Annotated in this window: 19 protein-coding genes and 2 pseudogenes; 11 read left to right on the forward strand and 10 right to left on the reverse strand. The window is 57.4% G+C overall.

What is annotated here, in order from left to right; translation table 11 throughout:
• Positions 1–194 precede the first annotated feature (194 nt).
• Positions 195–491 carry a hypothetical protein gene (locus G9465_RS25205; protein WP_166976332.1) on the reverse strand — a complete coding sequence of 99 codons (297 nt, stop codon included), beginning with the start codon at positions 489–491 and terminating at the stop codon, positions 195–197.
• A 250-nt stretch (positions 492–741) separates the two neighbouring features.
• Between G9465_RS25205 and G9465_RS25210 the strand changes: the two genes are divergently transcribed.
• The 3 genes from G9465_RS25210 to G9465_RS25220 all read left to right on the forward strand — a co-directional run bounded on the left by G9465_RS25210 (position 742) and on the right by G9465_RS25220 (position 3,006).
• Entirely contained in the window at positions 742–1,566 is an 825-nt protein-coding gene (locus G9465_RS25210) for a hypothetical protein (protein ID WP_166976335.1), read from the forward strand.
• A 172-nt stretch (positions 1,567–1,738) separates the two neighbouring features.
• Positions 1,739–2,596, forward strand: a complete 858-nt coding sequence (locus G9465_RS25215; RefSeq protein WP_166976338.1) for a ParA family protein — start codon at positions 1,739–1,741, stop codon at positions 2,594–2,596.
• Positions 2,593–3,006, forward strand: a complete 414-nt coding sequence (locus G9465_RS25220; protein WP_166976342.1) for a hypothetical protein — start codon at positions 2,593–2,595, stop codon at positions 3,004–3,006. Before G9465_RS25215 ends, G9465_RS25220 begins: the two co-directional genes overlap by 4 nt.
• A gap of 169 nt (positions 3,007–3,175) precedes the next feature.
• Here G9465_RS25220 and G9465_RS25225 read toward each other — a convergent pair whose 3' ends face one another.
• On the reverse strand, positions 3,176–3,637 hold the full coding sequence (locus G9465_RS25225; RefSeq protein ID WP_193571781.1) for a hypothetical protein: 462 nt from the start codon (positions 3,635–3,637) through the stop codon (positions 3,176–3,178).
• A 961-nt stretch (positions 3,638–4,598) separates the two neighbouring features.
• On the opposite strand from G9465_RS25225, the pseudogene G9465_RS25230 reads away from it, so the two are divergent.
• Positions 4,599–4,745, forward strand: a pseudogene (locus G9465_RS25230) (UPF0179 family protein); the annotation flags it as partial.
• On the opposite strand, the pseudogene G9465_RS25235 reads toward G9465_RS25230, so the two are convergent.
• A pseudogene (locus G9465_RS25235) lies at positions 4,739–5,344 on the reverse strand (serine protein kinase PrkA); the annotation flags it as partial. The pseudogenes G9465_RS25230 and G9465_RS25235 overlap by 7 nt on opposite strands.
• A gap of 82 nt (positions 5,345–5,426) precedes the next feature.
• Positions 5,427–6,125 carry a hypothetical protein gene (locus tag G9465_RS25240; RefSeq protein ID WP_166976345.1) on the reverse strand — a complete coding sequence of 233 codons (699 nt, stop codon included), beginning with the start codon at positions 6,123–6,125 and terminating at the stop codon, positions 5,427–5,429.
• 1,012 nt (positions 6,126–7,137) lie between these two features.
• On the opposite strand from G9465_RS25240, the gene G9465_RS25245 reads away from it, so the two are divergent.
• The 3 genes from G9465_RS25245 to G9465_RS25255 all read left to right on the forward strand — a co-directional run bounded on the left by G9465_RS25245 (position 7,138) and on the right by G9465_RS25255 (position 9,373).
• Complete coding sequence (locus tag G9465_RS25245; RefSeq protein WP_166976348.1) at positions 7,138–8,130, forward strand: hypothetical protein; 993 nt, start codon at positions 7,138–7,140, stop codon at positions 8,128–8,130.
• A 230-nt stretch (positions 8,131–8,360) separates the two neighbouring features.
• Entirely contained in the window at positions 8,361–8,957 is a 597-nt protein-coding gene (locus G9465_RS25250; RefSeq protein ID WP_166976350.1) for a site-specific integrase, read from the forward strand.
• Entirely contained in the window at positions 8,954–9,373 is a 420-nt protein-coding gene (locus G9465_RS25255) for a hypothetical protein (protein WP_166976353.1), read from the forward strand. The genes G9465_RS25250 and G9465_RS25255 overlap by 4 nt, the downstream gene beginning before the upstream one ends.
• 109 nt (positions 9,374–9,482) lie before the next feature.
• Here G9465_RS25255 and G9465_RS25260 read toward each other — a convergent pair whose 3' ends face one another.
• Together G9465_RS25260 and G9465_RS25265 are read right to left on the reverse strand one after the other, a co-directional pair.
• Positions 9,483–9,911, reverse strand: a complete 429-nt coding sequence (locus G9465_RS25260) for a PIN domain-containing protein (protein WP_166976356.1) — start codon at positions 9,909–9,911, stop codon at positions 9,483–9,485.
• Positions 9,908–10,216 (reverse strand): AbrB/MazE/SpoVT family DNA-binding domain-containing protein, encoded by a 309-nt coding sequence (locus G9465_RS25265; protein ID WP_193571780.1) that lies wholly within the window; start codon positions 10,214–10,216, stop codon positions 9,908–9,910. Before G9465_RS25265 ends, G9465_RS25260 begins: the two co-directional genes overlap by 4 nt.
• Positions 10,217–10,645: 429 nt before the next feature.
• Here G9465_RS25265 and G9465_RS25270 point away from each other — a divergent pair, with 429 nt between their 5' ends.
• The 3 genes from G9465_RS25270 to G9465_RS25280 are packed head-to-tail and all read left to right on the forward strand — an operon-like array spanning position 10,646 to position 13,532.
• Positions 10,646–11,248 (forward strand): hypothetical protein, encoded by a 603-nt coding sequence (locus tag G9465_RS25270; RefSeq protein WP_166976362.1) that lies wholly within the window; start codon positions 10,646–10,648, stop codon positions 11,246–11,248.
• The gene (locus G9465_RS25275; RefSeq protein ID WP_166976365.1) at positions 11,245–11,811 is read left to right on the forward strand and encodes a relaxase/mobilization nuclease domain-containing protein; all 567 of its coding nucleotides are present in this window, start codon (positions 11,245–11,247) and stop codon (positions 11,809–11,811) included. Before G9465_RS25270 ends, G9465_RS25275 begins: the two co-directional genes overlap by 4 nt.
• Positions 11,808–13,532, forward strand: a complete 1,725-nt coding sequence (locus tag G9465_RS25280) for a type IV secretory system conjugative DNA transfer family protein (RefSeq protein WP_166976368.1) — start codon at positions 11,808–11,810, stop codon at positions 13,530–13,532. The genes G9465_RS25275 and G9465_RS25280 overlap by 4 nt, the downstream gene beginning before the upstream one ends.
• Before the next feature lie 401 nt (positions 13,533–13,933).
• Here G9465_RS25280 and G9465_RS25285 read toward each other — a convergent pair whose 3' ends face one another.
• The 3 genes from G9465_RS25285 to G9465_RS25295 all read right to left on the reverse strand — a co-directional run bounded on the left by G9465_RS25285 (position 13,934) and on the right by G9465_RS25295 (position 15,342).
• A complete protein-coding gene (locus G9465_RS25285; protein WP_166976371.1) occupies positions 13,934–14,176 on the reverse strand; it encodes a hypothetical protein in 243 nt (80 codons plus the stop codon).
• 181 nt (positions 14,177–14,357) lie between these two features.
• Complete coding sequence (locus G9465_RS25290) at positions 14,358–14,528, reverse strand: hypothetical protein (RefSeq protein WP_166976374.1); 171 nt, start codon at positions 14,526–14,528, stop codon at positions 14,358–14,360.
• Between the two features lie 190 nt (positions 14,529–14,718).
• Complete coding sequence (locus G9465_RS25295; protein WP_166976377.1) at positions 14,719–15,342, reverse strand: hypothetical protein; 624 nt, start codon at positions 15,340–15,342, stop codon at positions 14,719–14,721.
• A 964-nt stretch (positions 15,343–16,306) separates the two neighbouring features.
• Here G9465_RS25295 and G9465_RS25300 point away from each other — a divergent pair.
• Complete coding sequence (locus G9465_RS25300; RefSeq protein WP_166976380.1) at positions 16,307–16,852, forward strand: hypothetical protein; 546 nt, start codon at positions 16,307–16,309, stop codon at positions 16,850–16,852.
• Between the two features lie 371 nt (positions 16,853–17,223).
• On the opposite strand, the gene G9465_RS25305 is transcribed toward G9465_RS25300, so the two are convergent.
• Complete coding sequence (locus G9465_RS25305) at positions 17,224–18,306, reverse strand: transcription initiation factor IIB family protein (RefSeq protein ID WP_166976383.1); 1,083 nt, start codon at positions 18,304–18,306, stop codon at positions 17,224–17,226.
• Positions 18,307–18,402 lie beyond the last annotated feature (96 nt).

Here is an 18,402-nt window from a genome sequence, read left to right on the forward strand (position 1 = left end):
CCCCGAAGAGCATTCCAGTACAGTCAAAATGTTCGCAAGCGGCTTCGCCGTGTTCCAGATGGGGAATCCGGGTTGCTGGAGCGTATGCGCAACGTTCTGTAAGAGACTGAACACGCAAGAGACTCGGGGCCCCCGGAAGCCCCTTGTGCCCCTCTGCTAACGGCGGGGGCGTGGTAGCGTAGTACCTATCACGGCTATGACATGAGCATCTCGAGCAGGCGGATAACAGTCCCCATTCGCCAAACGATGACGATGAGGAGAATAACCGCACCGAGGATAATCAGCTTCAGCACCAAGCTGTCGAGGTCCTCTATCTTTCCGCCCAGAAGTGCTCCGACATCGGTGCCACCGTCGACCTCTATGGTGACATCGCCGAAGGCCTTGATGACTGTCTTTGACCGCTCTGTGTTCCGGGACTCCAGTTGCTCTGGAGAGATGGGGCCCTCGCCGTTGTGGCTCTCCTCTTCGTTATGAGGTGGTTTCGACCCCATCACCAATTAGTAATAGGCCGAGACGGATAAAGTTTCGGTGGATACCGTTGTAGTTGGCGTTTTACAATCGTTTCGGTATTCGTAAAACATATACTCTTGGCTATTTTATACCCTAGTGGAGCGAGTCCACTATGTCCAGTCAGACAGACCCAGAACACCCCAATTCGCTGGGCTAATCGAGCGAATTGTAATACGACCGCAGTGACTGCACCCCTGCCACGTGTAATGTCGGGGGATGCCATCAATAAACATGTTCGATAAAATAAACAAACTAACCATCACAAGTAAATTGACCGAGTTGGGAATCGACGCAGATACCCGTGGATCAGGCTGCGGCTCGCAACCCGTAGCCACCGGTGGTGGTACCGGCAGCGGTATGATCCCGGCAATTGGTGACTTCAGGCATGGCTTCGTGAGAGCGATTGATGGAATCATTCAGAGGTTTCGTCAACTCGCAGACACCTGTATCAGTAAATGGGGTACGGACCCCACAAAGGCAACTCATACCGTAATGACTGATGGCGGCCGCGAGTCGTACCTCCTGCCCCACGATGAGAGGCTGTCGCAACTCAACACGATCACGCAGACCACTCGAGCGAACCTCATCCAGAATATGCTCGGGCATCGGTGGATGATGCCCTCGAAGAGTGAACTCGACTACTACAACCAGAGCAAGAGCGCTGGTACAATTAGTGGGCATCTGGACAAGCTCATCGATGCAGACATAGCGATGCGTATCGTTATGCCTCAGGGAAAGGGCACGCGTGATGGGCCAAGTGCCTTCTTTACACTGACCGACGAAGGCTACGCGACATTAGAGCATCACGCACTCTTCGTCCCGGATCTCGACGAAATCAGGTCAGATCACGCACGCGTCGAGAAGACTGACGAAATTATCGAGGACGAGAACGCCCATCGCCCCACCATCCTCGTTGAGTACGACCATCCCCTCAAGGGAGATGGTCGCTCCGTTGTTGATCCATGTGAATATGCCGCTGACTTCGATGAATGGACGAAGCAGGCCAGTTCGGACGATTGCGACGACGAACAGCAAGAGCCGCTACCCGGCGTATAGGAATTAGAACAATCCCTGGGTGGGGATCTCTTTTGTTGTGGGCCGTCGTGAGGACACCCACACAGCCCAGCGTAGTTCAAGGGGATAGTGAGTAGTATACCGTGCCAACCAAAGTACCAATCTGTGTCTGACGCAGATATTTGTATCTCCGATATGGATACAGTATCTGTATATGGCATCAGTGCAACGGGCAGCGACCTACGTCGAGAAAGGTGGCGTCGGGAAGACGACCAGTGCCGCCCACATCGCCGTTGCTGCACACAACATGGGTCGCGAGGTCCTCCTGGTCGACCTCGCCGGGACACAGAACGATCTGGCCACCCACTTCGGACTGTCCATCGTCGAGGAGGACACCGCGACCGACGGCGGCGTCTCGATCGACGCGCCGATCTCGGCTGTCTTCGGTGACGACTGGGCGTTCCTCCGGGACAACATCGACGACCTCCTGGACCGGATGACGTTCCCGACCGACGAAGGACCGGATCTCATCCCAGCTGACCCAGGACTGGGCGGCGCCGACAACAACCTTGCGAACGTCCCGCTCGAAGAACGCTACCAGAAGCTCGACAGCTTCGTCGACGACCTCGTCGCCGAGCAGTACGATCTCGTCATCTTCGATCTCCCCGGCAAGGAAGACAACATCGCACTCAACGGTCTCTTCGCTGCCCGGAACGTCGTCGCCCCGCTGAAGCCCGGTGCCTTCGAGCGTGACCAGCTACAGAAACTGGATGCGACGCTGGACGAGATCAGCACTGACCTCGACGTCGATCTCGGCCTAGCACTGATCATCCCGACGATCATCAGCAGCCAAGAGACCCTCTCGGAGACGTTTGTCGAGTACGTGACCGAGGAGTATCCGGAGATCGTCGGCGAACCTGTCACGAAGACTGCCGACATCGGGAACAACCAGAACGCCGGCCGCACGCTCTACGCTGTCCCTGGCGACGAGCTCTATGCGACCGGGAAGCGGGCCCGCGAGGCGTACAGTGCGAACACCGAGCAGCTACTGACTCAACTCACAGACCGATGAGCGACACCACAGACGACCGCGATCCCGAAGAGCTACTCGAACAGTCGAAAGAACAGAAGCGTCATCGCAGTCAGCCCCAACAGGACACCAAATCAGAGGATCCCTCGCTGGAGGAGTACATCGCTGACGTCTACGAGGAGCTCGATGCCGGAGAGGTCCCGACGAACCTGACCATGCGGGACCGGAACCTTGCGGCACTGATCCGTGGCCTCGACGAGGCCGACCAACTCGATGCCGTCGGTGCCGATGTTCGCGAGCATCTCGACAGGGATGCGGTCGACTCGGAGAGTCGTGGTTCAGTGCTGGGCCTGCTCGTCCGGGCGGGGCTTGCTGATGTCCGTCCCGACCTCATCGAAGCCGGTGAAGCCGGGTACGAGACGTTCACCGAACGGCAGGAAACGCAGTTCTGACCGGCTCGTTCTGCATCACGTATTGGTAGTAGGTATCTGGACTGTACAGCCGCATCTTGTATCCACATCATGTATATGTATCACGTATCTAGATATAGAATCCGACTCTAGCCTACAGATATTTGATATAGCGACATTCGGTTTACCCGATGCTGGTTGTGCTACTCGGCTAACCCCAAGATTCAGTTGCCACATCGTTGGCGTCGGCGAGCCCACCATCCAGCGCGACGTCGACGACGGCGTCGTACTCACACCGCGGACAGGTGATCGAGAGCCCGTCGACCGCCGCCGGCTCAACGCGCTGGAGAATCCCCTGACAGATGAACTTTGAACAGTCGGGGCACCTGACGGGCTGGAGTTGCACGGGCTTCGCCTCGCCGTAGGCCGCCGCCTGCGGGTCCGGGAAGTGATACTTGTCCGCCGTGCCACCGCTGACGACCACCCACGGCACCTGCTGACTCAGGACCTCGACGCCGTGGACGTCGAACACCCGCTCGTCCTCGGTCCACTCCGGCGTCTCGAGGGCATGTAGTGAGGCCACGTAGTGGTCGCGATAGCTGATCAACTCCAGCCCGAACACCGCCGACCGGCCGCCGAAGACCACGCACGGGAAGGAGGCCGTCGTTGTCACGCTGGAAGTGCTTCGAGAGAGCGGGCCGCTCTCAACTGGTTCGCTACAATGTGTTCTCGAAAACAGTTACTTCGGGAGTTCCGCCAGGCAATCGGCACTGATCCCGACTCAGGCACTCAACGGGTCACAACGAAAGAGATGGGGAGAGCTGTCGAGGTGTACACCAACGATAGACGATTGATTTCGATATCTCAAGGCTGTGAGTGCTACGTCAACCGTTTTCGTGAGTTAATGAATCTCGGCACGGGAAACGACCGAATCACGAACCACGATTTAGCTCACGTGCTGTACACACTCTACAATGGACGTTACTCCGAACGCATAGTGACTATCGACAGTTGGTGAGGCACTGCAGGTGGCTCTTAAGAAGGCAGGAGATTCATATGTGCCTGGCTCCTACTCCTAACTGCCCACTCGGGGACGCCAGATGTTGTTGGCGTCCACGATTCTAACTCAGTAGTCACTACAGCGTCATTCTTGCTCCTCTGAGCCCTGCATTATCAGATGCAGAGCCGTGACGATATTCACGACGATGGCTGTACATTTAGCGAGCAGTTCGAGCGACACCTGTAGCTCTGGCGGTCCTATTGGCACTGATGGTTATCCCTCCGCCAAAGAGTCCCTGAGAAACCCTCGAGGCCCACTCGGGGACACCAGAGATCACTTTGGCTATCTCGTTTGTGGGGCGATACTATTTAACAAATGAGTGCTTCAACATAAAGAACCTTTTCCCGTTACCCATATAACGCCGGGTTTTCGGCCCCAGAATCGGGATGTAACCCGCAGAAGGCAGTGCCTCGACGCAAATATACACGAGGGAATTTTTAGAGAGTTTATATACCCCTACCAAGAGCGAGCGACGCGTCAGCAGTCGATAGAGTATTGCCTGCCGGGACGGAGCCGTCGATATGGACCTCGACGGACTAGCCAATGATTGGACGGCCTGGATGTAGTCTTGCCCATGGCCACTGTCACGCTCGTCGGGACGCGCCTCGCTGAAGTCGGCGAGGAGTTCGTCTACCACGGCGAGGCCGACAGCTGTGCTGGCTGTCCGTACCGGACCCAGTGCCTCAACCTCACGCAGGGCCGACGCTACTACGTCGTCAGCCGGGTCTCGTTCTTTGATTCGAACGTCTCGATACCCTGACGCTGGTTCTCGTCGGCGACGAAGCAGATGATCACGGTGTGGCTCTCCAGCACTTCCTCGAGGTTGTCATCGTTGTACGCCATGAGCTGGTCCATGTAGAACTCCGAGGCGGGGTCCAGCGGAACGTGTACATCCGCCCCTCGTCGCGGCGGGTGTAGTCCTCGTAGTAGCGGCGGACCTGCCGGTCGAAGTCGGACTTCCCGGACCTGACGGGCCCCAGCAGTAGCTTGATACGCTTCTCCGGACCCAGTCCGCGCGCCAGGCTTGACCTTGTTGACGAACTCGTGGATCTCGCGGCCGAAGAAGGTGTTCTCGCCGTCGTGGAGCGGGTCTTCGCTCGCTATCTCGTACTCGACGACGCCGGCGTCCTCGTCGTAGGAGGTCACGTAGTAGTCGAACATGTCCGCCACTCGCTGGTGGGCGTTACGGGCGATTCGCGGCTCGTCGTACAGTTGGTCGAGATACCAGTTGAAGCTCCGGGTCGTCCGGAGGTCGGCCGGTTCCGTGTCTTGGTACTCGAGGAGTTCGGGTGCCACACCCTCAAAATCATGACCTCGAATAGACACCAGCGTAGATTTCACTAACGGCCATAAGCTGGAGCACCAGAACGGTGTATTTCCCTACCCAGAGCCCTATAGGAGATTAGTTTTCCCAGTTTAACCGCCGTTTCTGTATCCCAGCTATATCACTCACATCTTCGGGGACATCGTCTGGGACTTCCTCAACGAAAGAGGGGCCGTGAGTCTCAATTGTGTCTGACATCCCAGAGGCGGAGGCGTCAGTAGTATATTCAATGCCAGTTTCGTCGAGGAAGGCCGGTAGAACGTCGACAGTAGCGTCCACGCCATCGTGTTTTGAAACCGTTTCCCAACTGGCGACGTCGTCCTCGCGGTATTCCAACTGGTAGTCAGTGTACTCGTCACCGGGTAGCGTTGAGATCCGCCAGTATTCGCCCGTTATGAGGTGGAACACCAGTGGAAGGTGAGAACGGTCGTCAACGACAATGCCGCCAAGATCCAGTGGTACAATCTCGAGGACGGATCCCGGCAATGAGCCCGTTACACCGGCTTCCAGAAGACTGGAAGGTTCACCACCTCGACGGACCGCAAACGCCTGCATATCTGTGGCCGCTACCACAGCGTCCTCAAGTGATCCGTATTTTCCTGCCTCGTACCACGTGACAGCGTTCTCGTGTCGTCGATCAACAGTTACAGAGCCGTCTTCTGATTCCTGAATCCGAACGAGTTCGCCATCAGTGTGTTTCAGAACAATGTCGGGGGTGTCAGGGACAGGCACTACGATACTCGCTTGGTCAAGAGGTAGAATAGCGACGGAAGCCATAGCGCAAACGACACATTCCCGATTCAAAAACGTACTGTAGCAAACTCTTTCAGGAGCATAAGCAGGGCGACGACTTGTCCCACCGCCGGCCGCTTGAAACTGGATTCTCCATCGTGAGGCACCCCCACTGGGCCTTGCTGCGCGTAACGCGCGCGCGCGTGTGGACCGGTGGAGAGATTTCCCGAAATCTCGGCGGAATAATCTGGGTACTCCAGAAGTCCGATTCCTTCCAACTGAGCAAGTGAGTAGCGACTTCTCACACAAGCCGGCCAAACTGCTGTAGGTTCTCTGGGTTATGAATAGAACCTACGCGATGGGAGGGTGGAACTGAATCACCCGAACAGTCCTTCTTTCCAGGAGGCGGCTCGTTGCCGCCTCCTATTTACCATAAGGGAGGGCCCTTACGGGCTCACTCCTGCCTCAGTCGCGCCAACGTCACGGCAATCGACACTGCGTTGAGGGCCGCCGAAACGGCCAGCAGTACCGCCTGCAAGTTAACGCAACCTACAGCGATGAAGGATCCTATCATCGCGTAGGTGACAGCGCAATGCTGTCACTTGTTCTGTATTCATGGATGGCGTATAACCCTTGCTTTCTCCAAGACCTGCCAGTATCTAAAGAGGTTGATTCGGTGGATGGCTACTTCTGCATGCCACCCACGCGATGATAGGATCCATCTGAGACTATAGACCCCACAGTGAAAAACTTTTAGCATTCCGGATATACGCCGCTTCGGGACTTCTACGGCCTAATATGCCGGATATCCGGTGTAGATTGTGCGGTACATCACCTTCGAGCGTTGTAGGTTGTTATGGGCAGCAGTTCTGATTTTCGTGGGAGATTGACTACTTGTCCCAAAAGTCGCAAAATCGCTCAGTCCAATGCAACCATCGATTCACCACACCGCATTTCGAGTGAAAATCCTGCTACTGTCTGGTGGTATTTCAGCGGAAACGGTGGAGTAAGTCTTCCCCAACAGTAGGACTTTGATGGCGGCGGTGGTGGGTCAGATATGTCGTTCAGTGTCAGTTGGCACACGCTGCTGGAAGAGGCTGAAGACCTCTCAGCAGATGCGGTGCTGGTGACGCCACGCACGCATACGCCGTTCCGGATCAGCGATACCCAGGAACATCGGATTATTATCGACTACGTCGAGAAAGACGAAACACGTCCCCTCCAGCGCGACCAGTTCGAGACGCTGTTCCGGCGGGTCGGCGATGAACCAAACCAAGAGTTTGATCTTGACCGGTTGCCACCCGATGCCGAACCGTTCCCAGCGGTCTGGTCGCTTCATCCTCGTATGGAAGTTGATGAAGACGCCGGCGTCATTCGCCAAACTGATCTCGAAACCACCACACAGGTCGCCACAACGGGCGAGAAAGACGAAGATGTCGAGCGTGAAGAGCCGGATCTGCAGGTCTACAGCGATGCGCTCCTGCTGACTGACGCGCTCGAACGACACAATGTCGAGGCCGTTGGTGAGTTGGAGACAGATGCGCTCGTCGACCTCTACACGATGTTATCGGACGTCCAGCGGAGCGCCGACGATCTCCGCAAAGAAATCGCCGATGTCCTCTTGAGCCGGCTGCATCACGACCAGCCCGTCAGTGGACAGTTCGGGTCAGTGCAACGGACCTCTCGACGCCAGCGGCGACTCAAAGATGCGGACACCGTCCTGAATGCCCTGGAGGCTGCCGGGATCGACCGCGACCGTGTCACCAGCGTTGACCGTGAGAAAGTTGACGAGGCCCTTGAGGTGACTGAGCTTAGTGAGTCGGATCTCTATGAGCTCGATAAGACGGAATACGTTCGGAAAGCGGACGTCGACGAAGAGACCAAGGAAACTCGGCTACAGGGACTGAAGGACCGTCTTGCTGCAAGCGACGCCGAGGACGATGAAGTGGAGCAGTTACAGGATGAGATTGAGGAACTGGAAGATCGTATCGACGAACTCACCTCGTTCAACTCCGGCAGTTCGTATCACACCTCATCAACTGCTGAGTAGCTCTCGCTGAACCAGATTTGATCTGTTTATACCGACTCTGGACTGCTCAGTACACGGATCTACTGAACGGTATATTCTCTCAGATGGCCCTGAAACGAAGTAACTACCACAGTAACGACTTCTTAGATAAGTCGTAACAGACAGACCCAATTTCACTTGGTACACGGGGTGTGTCCCGCCGTTCTTACCAACCACTAGCTACATTAGTGACGGAAATTAAAGTAATCGTAATGCGAATCGAAGCGACCGACGGGAACGAGTACAAGGTATGGCTCACCGACCCCGAGATCGAGGACCTCCGTCGGGCCACCAACAGTCAACGGGACGACCTAATCATCCAACTCGGCGCGTTCGTCGGCCTCCGGGCCTTCGAGATCCCACAGGTCCGGCCCGTCGACGTCAAGCAGACCGAGAGCGGCCAATACCGACTCCGGGTTCAGGCCGGGAAGGACACGAGCGGCAACGGCGGGAAACCTCGTGATGCCTACCTGCCTGCCGACGTCGAGCGAGATCTTCAGCGCTTCCAGAACGAGCACAACATCGCGCCGAAAGACCCCTTCATCGATCTGAAGCAACCCGGTGTCCGTGCCGTGGTTCGACGGACAGCTGCGCGGGCCGCTGACGCGACTGGTGACGACGACTTCAAGAAAGTGAGCACGCACGATCTCCGCCGCCGGTTCGCCCAGCGATTCCTCGTCGACGAGCAGATGAATCCCCGGGTGGTGATGGCCGTCGGTGGGTGGGACAGTTTCGCCGCCATCGAGCCGTATCTCAACAGCCCCAGCGAGGACGTTATCGACGACGCGTTCGCGGAGGCCGAGCTATGACAGAGGACGACGTCGACCCGGAGGACCCGCGACCGGCAGGTCACTACCCACGGTTCGCCGACAACGAATGGCACTACATCCCCGACGAGTTGGCGCAGACCATCTCGCTCGGTCCGGCTGGTGATGGTGAGAACGGTCAGGACTGGGTGCTCACGTATACCCCGGAGAAGCGGGAGGAGAATGATCGAGAGAAAGTGCTTGTCCGACTCACGCCACGGGCACTACACGAACTCTACATCGAGACGAAGGGACTCGACGTCGAGACCAGACAGATGGGGCATCGGGCAGAGTGTGACCTCTGTGGCGAGATGGTCGATCTCGAACGTGCCATTCCGACCGGCCAGGGAGAACCCTGCCACCGCCGATGCTGGGCCGACGCCTACGGCGCTCCCGAGTGGTTCACCGACCACGTGTAGTGTGAGCCGGTCGGAACAGGAGTATACGACAGCGACGAACCCATTTTCAGTGGCGTGAGGATAGGGTTCAGGTCGGAGACATGGGTTTCCAGAACTCGCTGAAGCGCTACTACGCTGGTTCGGTCCGGAACCGAGTGATTGGGACGTCAGTGACGTCGTCGTAATCATCATCGGCCCCGACGAGGAGCATCCCGTCGACGTGTGCTGCGGTCCCGAGCGCGAAGGCATCGCCAAGCGCCGGAGAGTAACGGAATTTGAAGTCGGCTGCTGACGCCCAGGTCAGTTCGGTGTCGACGCGACGGATGCCGCTTTCCTCGAGGACGTCGACGACAGTATCAGCGCGTTCCTGGCCGTCAATCGCACGGACGATATAGTGGACCTCTGCGAGATTGATTGCCGAAATGTAGCCGTCTGCCGCGCCTTCAACGGCGTCGACGTACGTTTCGACGGTGTCACTCCCTGGTTCGTTGCAGAAATAGGCGATGAGTGGTTCGGCGTCGAAGACGATCGTTTCGGGAATCTCAGCCCCGTCCGTCATGCGTCAGCCTCGTCGTCACCGGCGTAGCGCTGCCGCAACTCCTCTTCGCTGGCTTTGTCCGCTGCACGTTCCTCCTGGAGGCGCTCGGTTGCCGAGCGGCCCTGCTCGTCGGTTTTCCCTTCCAGAACCCCACGCAGATCTGTAACCGAGTGGATGGGGCGAACAACGATTTCACCCTCGTCGGTCCGAATGAACTTCACACGGCCGGGCGTGTCGATACCCAACTCCTCGCGGAACTCCTTCGGGATGGTGGCTTGCCCGCGCGACGATATAGACACCACTTTTTCAGACTCTGTCTTGCTCATACTATTGTCTATCATTACTTCGGTTCAGTCATACAAAAGGCTAGCGCTGGTTCGGGTAGTTAGCGAATCATATTAATCGTTATATTCACCACCAGACGGAGCACCGTCTTAACCAACAAGTCCGACTATATCGGCCGTTTGTTGGTTAATAGATGCATAGCTCCAATTGCATTCGAGGAACTCGATCTGCAGTATCCGTGTTACTCGCAGCTCGAATGTGGGCGTAATAATTAAGATGGAATCCAATGTGGGAGTAGACATAGCCAATGTGGTCCCCACAAACTGCCGTCCAGCGATTTTTCGCAGACCAATGTGCAGCTTTGGCTTGCCCTCTACCGCCACACACCAGCCTTCCACGAACAATGACTGTCGATAGCTCCATCGAGCGGCTCGCACCAACCACGACGAGTATTGCTCGGAGTGTCTGAAATGGGTGGGCGCGACACGCAGATTACGGTGTACGTCACCGACGAACGCAAGGCCGAACTCAAACAGCGCGCCAATGAGGAGGACACCTCCATGTCCGGGATCATCAACGACATGATCGACCGCCAGCTCCAGCAGGACGCCCAAGACGCGATTGCCTCAGAGACCCGCGCTGAAGAGCGAATTCAGGAGCTGATCTCAGTCGGCACCGAGCAAATGGTCGAGACCGCTAAGGAGATCCGTGACATGAATGCAAAGTTCGGTGCCTACACAATCGCCAACTTCGAACTCATGAAACAGGATCGATCAGCTCACGTCCGGCAAGAGGCACTCGATACGGGCGCTCGTCGGATCCGCCAAGATCTCGAAACGAGTATCCAGGAGGTAGGAGAGGGTCCGTCGTCCACGGAGGCGAGTGCTGAGAGCGCGACTGATTCGGCCGCGACGCAGCGGTCCACGTCCGACGGAGCCTCCGACTCGCCTGACGCGGCCACCGACGATACGCCAGACGACGTCGACGAGACGACAGACGCTCCCAGCGATGCTGAAAGCGATGAGGACGATGGTAGCGACCTCTTCACCAAACTTCGGAGTGATCGCGAATGAAGGTCTTCACGGACACCAACTATCGCGAGCACGGTGCGCGGAACCTCGTCGAGTACTTGGATAAGGAGAAAGGGCTCGAGAACCGCGCCGGCGAGGAGATGTCCAACGAGGAGATCGAGGCGTTCATCGAGAAATCCGAAGAATACGAGTTCGAACGGGAAGTCATCATCTCACCGCAGAACGGCACCGACCTTTCCGATGACCAATTCAGCCTGTACACTCGGCAGGTGATGAGCGAGTTTTGCAAGGACCGCAATACAGCGACGTACTGTTATGCAATCCATCGCGATACCGATCATCCACACGCCCAAGTTGCACTGACTGGGACCAAACGCGACCTCTGGATGGATAAAGAGGACTGTGAACAACTCCGCGAGCGCGCCCAAGAGCAGTTCCACGACCAGCATCGCGAGCTCACTAAGGAGCTCTCGCACCAGTTCGAACAGACGTTACAGCACGACTCCACACACGAACTGGAGACTGAATCCGATCGGGATCTCGACCACGAACAAGAGTCTGGACCAGAGCCGGATCAGGCACAAGCACAGGGGCCTGACTCGTGAGCGCCCGTACTGATTCCGAGTCTCAGAGCAAGGACTACCGGCAAGAAGATGAGGTCGAGATGTTCTTCCAGATTGCGGCAGTGATGACGGCTGCGCTGCTGTTGCCCTGGGTGTATGCCATCCTCGAGCGCGCGAATTTCTACGACTTCAAATTCGACGGGTTACACCGGAGTCGCGCGCTCTGGCTCGTCCCCCTGTTCTATCTGGTGGGCGCAGTCGGCACTGTCCTGCTGTTTCCAGCGCACCTCCAGCTGTTCTGGGCGTTCCACGTCCTGCTGCTCGCACAGATAGCTGAAGTCCTCCTTCATCAGGCCGGCTATCTGACTGCTATGTCGCTGCCGCTCATCGAGCAGTTCACGCCACTCCGTGTGGGTGGCTTCGTCGTCGCACTCGGGAGCGCAGTGTATGCCGGCCAACGACTGCGGAGTTGGGATACGGAACGCGAATTCCGTCGAATCATCGACGACGGGAACTACGTCCTGCCGTTTCGAGGCCTCTCTGCAACGAGCGATCGCATGAGTCTCTCGCGGTTTGTCCCGCTCCGCAAGGACCGGTCGATTCTCGTCCTCGGGGAGACGGGCGCCGGGAAAACGGAGACGATCAAGCTCCTCACCCACCAGATGCAGGCCGGAACTGGCGATCCGTTCGTTGTCTTCGACTACAAAGGCGAATATCAGGAGAACTTCGAACACGTCCACGAACACGAGAACTTGATCTACCTCTCGTCGACGGACGCAACCGAATACTGGAATCTCTTCGCCGAAATCGAACGCGAAGCCGATATCGACGAAATCGGCCGGGCGCTGTTTCCCCACACAGATGGCTCGGAATTCTTCAGCCAAGCTGGCCGCCAGCTGTTCGTTGCCGTCGTGACGTACCTTCATCGAGAAGCCCAGGCGAGCGATACGACACCGACGAACGCCGACCTCGTGGCGTTCGTCCAGTCAACGGATAAGCAAGAGATGCACGAGCGGCTCACAGACCATTCGGATCTCACTGCGGCAGCGTCGGCAATCGATCCGGATTCGGAACGACAGGCGGCCGGCGTCTACGCGAACTTCCAGCAAGTCATCGCTGACCTCTTCCGCGGTGATTTCGCAGAGGCAGGCGAATTTTCGATTCGCGAGTATATGGACGATCCACAGGGACGGACGTTACTGTTGGATTTCCCGATTACAGAGGGCGACGCGGTCCAACCCGCGTTTCGGTTCTTCATTGACTGGGCGGCACGGTTTGCACTCGCAAACGATCAGGACACGTACTTTGTCCTCGACGAATTTGCGCGGCTCCCTGGCCTCCGCAAGATCGGCGACCTGATCAATGCAGGCCGGGGCCGAAACACCCAACTCTTGCTCGGTGTGCAGTCGGTCGCACAACTCCATGACACCTACGGAAAAGACCGGGCGAACGCACTGTTGAGTGGCCTCGTCCAATCAGTCATCATGCGCGTTGGCGATGCAGCGAGTGTTGAGTACGCTCAATCACAGATCGGCCGTGAGAAACAGCGCCGTTCCGTCCCTGTCCACGACCGCAACGGCCGCTCGGTTGGTCGGCAGGAGCTTCAAGATGAAACCCATCCAATCGTCGAAAGCGATCTCGAACGGCTCGACGATGGCGAGGCGATCGTCGTCGTCCCCGACGGCTGGCTGCGCGGCCTGATCGCCCGGTTTGAGACTGTGCAAACCGAACTCGAGCGAGCACTGGGCCGTGGAACGGAGTAGTCAAGAGTAGACTGGATCTGGACCTCCGGTTACGCTGACTCCGATGGCGATGGCATCGCAGATCGTACAATCGTCGACGAACGTACTGACCTCAAAATCTCTATCTCCTGAACAGGACGTACGACGGTCATTCAGATGTTGTCCCCGAGGTTGTGGCTGCCGGCCGACCGGCGAGAGGCCGGGAGCGGAGGGTGGGAGCGGAGGGTGGGGAGGCGGGGCGTCGCCGGGTGGCATTCGAAGAGTGAGATCTTAATCGACGTTCGGGGGCGCTCCACCCGTCTGGATACCGATCACCTAGGACTATCGCGTCAACGTCGCTCCTGCTACTGTATCAGCTGGTCGTGTCCCCTTCCGCAGCACTCTTAACCAACAGTAGCAGGGATAATTGGGAAGAATGTTGGTTAATGGTCTGGATCGGTGATCCGTAACTCGCCATCGACTGCGTAGAGCCACCCGGAGTCAAGCAGCCGTTCGATGGCGTACTCCGCGTCAGCAGGTTCATCTGGGAACTCCTCATCAGCGAGCAGGAGGTCCTGGGCCTGGTCGTACGAGAGGGCCGTCTGCTGATCCGACGCCCCCGACACGAGAGTCTGATAGGTGTCTTCGATCCAGTCGGGCAGCGACCGGGGTTCGTTTGACCACATCGTCGGATCTCAGATGGCTAGTGCTTCGTGTCACGGCCAATTAATAGCCGTTGTCTGGGAACTGTGTACCTCCCAGTCTCAGTTCTCCCTTCCTCGAAAACCGTCGAAGAGAATGAATGAGGTGATGAGTAGGTCTGCGTATCATTCACGCAGGGACACAATTCTCCTGATGGGATAGGTCCTACCCGGGGCTCGTGTAGGTGTCGAGTTCGTCCGTCCGCTCCGAATGCTCTTCCTCGACGTGCTGGTGGACGCGGTGTGTGACCTGCTCAGGCGCAGTTTTCACGTCCCCAGGTGGGACATCCGGTTCGAAATCACAGAACGGACATTCAGTCAGCGCGTCCTGGGACATGCTCGCATGTTGTCTCTGGAGCCAGATAAGTGGCGTGACGGTCCGGGTGCGTGTCCCGATGAAGTGGTTTCCAACAACATGGAAGGCCGAGGATGGCTGAAACTCGTTGCTGAATACACCCTCTGTACTGAACGGTCGTCCGACGGGTACAACGAGGTGACAAGAGTCGATTGTAGCGATACAGCTGGCATTACGAAGGGTCGTGGATCGACTCGGGGATGCCGACCGCACTGAACCGGACGTCAACGGCACCACAGCCGGCACAGTCGTCGACGAACGCACAGACCTGTAGCGAGGTCTCTAACTCTCGAATGCAGCCACACACCGAACACTGGTAGGTGGTGCGATATCGAACTGGCATTCGGTCATTTTCTCCTCCCTGTGTATGGGGGGCTGCCGCCGCCGACATCTTCTGGTCGTCTGCTGGTGACGGGCCAGCCTGGTCCGGATCGTGCTGGCCGAGTGAGGCGTGCCACGCGTCGTCGGGGAGACTGTCGTAGAGTCGGCCGGGGTCGGCGTCGTCGACGGGACCCGTGTCAGCTGGTTGTGGTGGTTCCGCTGGCTCCTGGTGCGTCGGTGAACCAGCATCATCGCCACTGGTGGGCCGATCATTTGGTGGGAAGGCTGTCGTCGACGCGCTGATCGCGACGTACTCCGTGCTGTCGTGGAGTTCGCCATCGATTGCAGCGGCGAGTGCTGCAAGCGGGTCCGCGATCTGTGGCTCGGTGTGGTTCTCTACGCCTGTCTCGAATAACCAGTCGCGAAAGGCGGTTGCTGTCTCAACGTCGAGCGTAAACAATGGGGTTGGTGACATCAGTGACTCGCTCCGTCCCACTTGGGAACGACAAACCAGCGCTCGCCTGCCAACTCTCAACGGCTGAGTGACAATGGTGGTAGCGAGGTTGTGGAGCGCCATTAGATGATTTATATGGCTATTTGTTTCAGAGAGATGCAAACTGAATTGACTGCTACATAGGTGTGTGAACCTATCACAGTATAGGCTCTTCCGACTCCGTTGGTGGCTGTACTGTGGACTCCTGCCGCCATGCGGCGACTGTCGTGCCAATCAGTGCGATGGCAAGTGCCCCGTAGGAGAGGGGTCCTAAGGGGCTTGATCCTGGTTTAATGCTGCCGTAAACGCCTATGCTAATGAGACCAAGCGAGAGGATCACCAATAGACCTGTGAGTACGGAAGCGGCGTATCCATACTTGTTGTCCTGCCACAACAATACGATGGCGACCGACGCAGCGGTCGTATTCCAAGTGAACAACGGCGTTGCCTCGATCGGCGGTCCGATCGGTGCTTGCAGCACTGTGACGAGAAAGACGCTACTGCCCAGAACGATAATCCCGACCAGGAGAGCAATCGATACATCTCACCATTGGGTACTCCCCGACAATTGTGCCGTTACTGGGTTCTCTGCCATGTCTAACCACATTCGTGTGAGCGATTAGCACAGCAATAACGTTATTGATAAGTCGACACTCTCTATCGGGCACAGCATTACTGACAGAGACGGAATGACTGGAGAGGACGTTGCTGCATACAGGGCGCGTATACAGTAATATCAAATTCTAATTTAACAGCTATAGTTGAAGATTTCCTGAATACATCGTGCTATCGAGTACCCGTTGAAAATACAATTTGATGGAGGTCTTGGGCCTACGATGGGTTAGATAAGTCATTATAGCACCTCATTGCTTGTGAAATGAATGTGGTTAACTGGGAAAGTGTGTAAACTACATGTTAACTATATCATTTGTATAGGTCACATCATATGCAGTTTGAGAGCTGTAGGTTCACGAACAACCGCGAGAATACCATGAAAAAAAGCCCCAGCGTTTCCAGACGAAAAGTGCTGAAACTTACAGGTGCTGCAGGAGCCATTGTAGTCGGTTCGGGTGTTGGGTCGGCCGATATGGAGGACGTTGACCCTCAGAAACTGAATGAACTTCGCGAGGCGACTGCGAAGTATCATGATTCTGAAAAGGCAAAGCAAGACGGTTACCATCGAGAGGAACACTGTGTCCCTGGTATGGGGTTCCACTACGCTAACTTCGACCTTGTCGATGGAGATGTAGATCACACCGAACCCGAGGTCCTCGTGTACGAGAAGAGAGGGAACAAGGACCACCTCGTCGCTGTTGAATTCGTGGCAGTCGCTGTTGATGCTCCCTCTGTCCTAGGTCATGAGATGCACCCATTCCCTCTGATTGATCCTCCGGATCCACTCTCTGCGTGGGCCCTTCATGTGTGGGCTTGGAAGAGAAATCCAGAAGGGCTGTTCAACGATACGAATCCGCGAATCGAGTGTCCTGAGTAGCTGTTTTGCCATTCTTCTCTTCAACTTCCGAGATCGTATACTGCGAGGGGGCGGAAAATCAAACAGATGATATGATCACATCAGTATAGTCCCACGGATGACCCACTCGTGTTACGAGGAGACAGTTACTGGACCTAACCTCTATATCTCGCACGCCGTTCCTGACAAGAGCTGGGTAAATCAACCCTCATTGTGTTAGTTCGTTCTTCGGTACTGAACGGTGTAGGCGCGGAAATGAAGCAGTAGTAGATCCCCTGTATAACGCTATCAGGTTGTGGCTGCCGGCCGACCGGAGGGAGGCCGGGAGCGGAGGGTGGGGAGGTGGGGCGTCCACTGGGCGGTGGTCGCAAAAAAACGAGGGAGGCGTTCGCTCAGTGCAGAGTGTCCGGCTCCTGGTCGAGGATGACACCCGGGTCTTTCGTTCCGTGTCGGGCCTCGTAGGCGTCGACGAGCTCGCAATTGTACCGACTGATCCGGCTCGTCGACGTCGGCACGACTGTACTGGTCGCCGCCGCCACCTGCCCCTGGGTGAGATGCTTCTGGGGCGTCAACCGATCCGCACCATAGAGTGCCGCCGCAGCGATGGTGAGCCGCGACGTCCCCGGCCCGACCGGCGCTTGATCGCCCAGCTCCATGAGGTGGCGTGCCAGCCGCCACGTCCGCACGGCTGCACTCCCTGGGATGGCGTCGTCAGCGAGTGCGTCCACGACCGTCATCACCGCGTTCGGCCGGGTAACGGGGACAGTGTCGACCCCGAGTTCACACCGAATCTTCCGCGCCGCGGCACACACCCGCTCCTGAGGTGCCTTCGTGTAGGTCGCCACGTCGACGTCGATCGCCTCGCGCTCGATCCGCGACGCGCGCGCTGCGAGGAGTATGGCACCGCCCGCGAGTGCCTCCCAGGCCATCCGCCCGCCGGCCAACCGCGCCTCTGAGGCGCGTCGGAGGTATCGTGCCGCCGTCTTGACGACGTGCCCCGGCATCCCCAGGTTGCCGCCAATCATCTCGATATCGCGCAGCCCCTCGTTGAGCCGCTTCGTCCGCTTGCGACCCTCACCGAACTGGTAGCGCTTGTGCCACTTCCGGAGCCGCTGGAACTTCTTCCACTGCTTGTTACTGAGCGGATTTCCGTGTCCGTCAGTACCCTTCGTTATCTTCGTGTGCAGGCCCTTGTTCGCTCGGAGCGGGTCCACCGTCTCGATGCTCTGCTCAGCGTCCCCGACCATCCCCAGATCGTTCAGCGTCGGGCTCCGATCGACCCACTCGGCCGCGACGACCAAGCCACAGTCCGCACAGAACGACTCCTCGTCATGGGTCACAACTCGACCCTCACACTCCGGGCACGCCGACCGGGCCGCTGGCTCTCGCTCGACTGTCGCCTCGAGACCGTCCAGCTTGGTGGTTGAATACTGTTCGTCCGAAACCGTCTTTTCGCTCGCGTTGGTACTCGACATTGGTCTTAGACCTGAAGGCGCTCACGCGCCCGACACCGCGATGCTCCTACATCGCGGATTTCTCGACGACGACAACCCGACAGACTCGTCTGCGCG

The organism is Haloarcula sp. JP-L23 (assembly GCF_011602445.1).
Lineage (GTDB): Archaea > Halobacteriota > Halobacteria > Halobacteriales > Haloarculaceae > Haloarcula > Haloarcula pellucida.